General features: G+C 70.7%; 4 protein-coding genes and 2 pseudogenes. 3 read left to right on the forward strand and 3 right to left on the reverse strand.

Going from position 1 to position 2,844, the window contains the following annotated elements; genetic code table 11:
* The coding region (locus ACFVIU_RS39065) for a hypothetical protein (protein WP_385848524.1) at positions 1-222 on the reverse strand (222 nt) is incomplete at its 3' end.
* 3 nt (positions 223-225) lie between these two features.
* On the opposite strand from ACFVIU_RS39065, the gene ACFVIU_RS39070 reads away from it, so the two are divergent.
* Positions 226-630, forward strand: coding sequence for a hypothetical protein (locus ACFVIU_RS39070; RefSeq protein WP_385848526.1), 405 nt, complete (start codon positions 226-228; stop codon positions 628-630).
* Positions 631-1,207: 577 nt separating this feature from the next.
* Here ACFVIU_RS39070 and ACFVIU_RS39075 read toward each other — a convergent pair.
* On the reverse strand, positions 1,208-1,732 hold the full coding sequence (locus ACFVIU_RS39075; protein WP_385848527.1) for a DUF1877 family protein: 525 nt from the start codon (positions 1,730-1,732) through the stop codon (positions 1,208-1,210).
* 196 nt (positions 1,733-1,928) lie between these two features.
* Between ACFVIU_RS39075 and ACFVIU_RS39080 the strand changes: the two are divergent.
* Together ACFVIU_RS39080 and ACFVIU_RS39085 are read left to right on the forward strand one after the other, a co-directional pair.
* Positions 1,929-2,057: pseudogene (locus ACFVIU_RS39080) on the forward strand (hypothetical protein); the annotation flags it as partial.
* Entirely contained in the window at positions 2,054-2,338 is a 285-nt protein-coding gene (locus ACFVIU_RS39085; RefSeq protein ID WP_385848528.1) for a hypothetical protein, read from the forward strand. The pseudogene ACFVIU_RS39080 and the gene ACFVIU_RS39085, both read left to right, overlap by 4 nt.
* On the opposite strand, the pseudogene ACFVIU_RS39090 reads toward ACFVIU_RS39085, so the two are convergent.
* A pseudogene (locus ACFVIU_RS39090) lies at positions 2,292-2,682 on the reverse strand (glycosyltransferase); the annotation flags it as partial. The gene ACFVIU_RS39085 and the pseudogene ACFVIU_RS39090 overlap by 47 nt on opposite strands.
* Positions 2,683-2,844: the final 162 nt, after the last annotated feature.

The following is a 2,844-nucleotide window of genomic DNA, read 5'->3' on the forward strand; positions in this document are numbered from 1 at the left end:
CCGGCTGCCCGAACTCGCCGCGCGCCCGCTGGACGGCGACACGGCCGGGGCGGTGATCGCATGAGCACCGAGCTGAGCGGGGTCGACATGACTGCCCGCCGCGAGGACCGGCAGGAAGACCGTCGTGCGCAGCGCCGAAGGGTCGCGGTGGACGTGTAGGCCGCGCTGCCGCACGCCTCCGAGGACGAGCGCCGGGCGGTCATCGCCCAGCAGCTCCACCACGACGTGACGGCCAGAGCATGGGCCCGCGTGGCCGAGCGGGAGCAGGTCCGCGCCCGGCAGGCGGCGGCGAAGGCCCGCGCCGAAGCCGCGGCCGCGCAGGTTCCCGCCGTCCAGGCCGCGCCGGTGGCGCCGGTCGTGGTGCCCGCCCCACGTACGGTCGCTGCGCCCGTCCCGACCGTCGACGACGTCGACCAGGAGCAGAAGCTCGTCCTCGAGGCCCTGACCCGCGACAGGTCCTCGACTGGCGGGCGCGCGATGAAGGACCCTCAGCTGGTGTTCGACCACATCGACCGGTACGGCGAGACGTCGGCCCGGCGCCTGTTCACCGGGCGGCTGGTGGACCAGGTGCAGCGGGTGGCCAGCCTCGGTCACCTGAACCTCGGCTACATCCCTTGGGGGCAGGCATGAGCGGCGCCGAGACATCCGGCGTGGACCTGGCCCGCCTCGCGCTACGGGCCGCGACGGCGCAGGCCCGGCAAAACGGGGTGGGCAGAAAGACGAAGCCACGGCCCGTCCGTACCGGGCCGTCGGGACGGGGGCGAGCCGATGGGCCTGGAAGTCGCGATCGCTCGCTGGTCACCGAGCGGGCCTGCGAGCTCCCGGCCGCCGGCGCCTCGCTACGCGAGCGGTGGGCAGCCATCGCCCTGGAGCTGGCCGGGCACGTCGCCGCAGTCGGCGACGACGCGTTGCGGGGTGGTCCGGCTCGCATATGAAAGGAGCAACCCCCGCGGGCGCGGGGACGACGTCGAGTGGAGCGTCGGCGCCAACCAGTCCTACGAGCAACCCCCGCGCCCGCGGGGGTAGCTCGCTCGGGCAGCGGTGGATGCCTGGAGGTGGGCTGTCGTCCCCGCGCCCGTGGGGGTAGCTCCGTGTACAGCGGCTCACCGTGAGCCTGCGGCATCTATGGATGATCGCGACATTCCCCAGGCGGGAGTTCACGTAATTCTCCAGCTGCTGACGTGAGCCGATCGTGAGGCGGCTGGCGTCAGTCCCACCAGAGCACGACGAGAAGCTGCCGTTGGGATGCACCACGGTAGAACTCGCACAGGGCGTTGAAGTGCCGCAGCAGGTACTTCTTCGGGCCATCGACGATCTTGTCTGCGCCGTGGCCGATCAAGCAGGCGGCCTCTGCTTCGTCTGTCGGCAGGGCGGCCAGCAGGGCCGGAAAGTCAATCTGCCCGAGCAGTTCCGCAACGCGAGCCACTTGCGCCGCTGAGAGGGCCGTGGGGGCTGGCCCGAAGGGGGCGATGGCATGCGGATGGGTGTTGAGGAAGGCTAGGTCGATGGCAGTATCGCCGTCGAGAGCCTGCCGGAGAGCGTTCCGATGGATGGCGTCGAGACCTCCCAGCTCGCAGACCCGTTCAAGCAGGAACGGTGCCCAGTCCAGGTCGAGGACGTCCGTCGGCAGTGGATCCCAGGGAGGATCTCCATCCGGCGAGGCGTCGGCTGACTGGCGGCAGGAGGCGAGATACTTCGCCGAGATGCGGGCGAGTTGCTGAGTGACGGCCATGACGGCAGTATCGCGATGACATCTAGTGGTTTTCCCTCCTTGGTCTTGGCGGTGGGGTTTCTGGGCCGCTTGCCCTGACGCTGCCGTTCCACCAGCACCTCACCGAGAACTGCATCGGCCAGGTCGTCACCGTTTTCGGCCAGGCCCTCAAGACCGCGGGAGCTGCATCATGCGCTAGGTCTCGACTGTCTGCCTCGGCAATCAGTGCCGCAGCCCGTTCGCTGCGCTCGCCCTCGCCCTCGCCCGGCGCGGTGCGGCCCAGTTGGGGGTCCGCTCGGCCGGGCTGACGGGAAGCGGGAAGGCGAGTCCGTCAACGAGTAGATGATCGAGGCTGCCCGGCGGCTCGGCCTCGACCTCAGCGGCTACCGCGCCCGGCAGCTCACTGGGGAGATGTTGGGCTGGGCCGACAGCGTCCTGGCGATGGATGCCGCCGTGCTCGAAGGCCTCCGCGAGATCGCCAAGGACGACGTTCAGCCCGAGATCGCCCTGTACTTGGGCGACAGCGACGTCGCCGCCCCGATGGGCAACGACCAGGACGCATTCAACGCGTGCGCCGTCCTCATCGAGGCAGGGACGGCTCTCCACGTCGGCCGCCCTGACCGGTGACCGGCCGTCCCGCCGCGGCCGCTAGGACTTCGTCCACGAGTCTGTCTGCCGCGTCCGGACGGCCGTATGTACGGGCCCGCTCCGCCATGCCGCTCCAAAGCTGGGCGTCGGCGAGGAGCGGGCTCACTGCCTTCCTGCAGCTGGGCCGCCGTCACCTCACCGGTGAGCGCGACCGCTGCGCCGGCCTGCTCCGGATGCCGCGCGTTGTGCGTCTACTCGTTCCCCGCCGACGACGTCAGCGGCACGAAGATCGTCGGCTTGCCCAGCACGGTCAGCTCCGCCAGCGTCCCCGCACCGCCCCGCGACACCACCACATCCGCGAGCGCCAGCACGTCCGGCAGCTCACCCTGCTGCTCGTCCGCCGCTCCGACTTCGGGTCCTTCTGGGCGGGCCGGGCCGCCGCGAGCGACACCTAGTGACCTGAGTCAGAGATTCGTCGTTGGTCGGGCATGAGTCGTCCGGGTCCGAAGATTCCGCCGTTGTCGGTCACTGACGCCCAGCGGGCT

The organism is Streptomyces sp. NPDC127190 (assembly GCF_042672505.1).
Taxonomy (GTDB): Bacteria; Actinomycetota; Actinomycetes; order Streptomycetales; family Streptomycetaceae; genus Streptomyces.

Excerpts from the sequence above, each read along its gene's own strand:
- ACFVIU_RS39075 (WP_385848527.1), bottom strand. The coding sequence starts at position 1,732 with ATGGCCGTCACTCAGCAACTCGCCCGCATCTCGGCGAAGTATCTCGCC.
- ACFVIU_RS39085 (WP_385848528.1), top strand. The coding sequence starts at position 2,054 with ATGATCGAGGCTGCCCGGCGGCTCGGCCTCGACCTCAGCGGCTACCGC.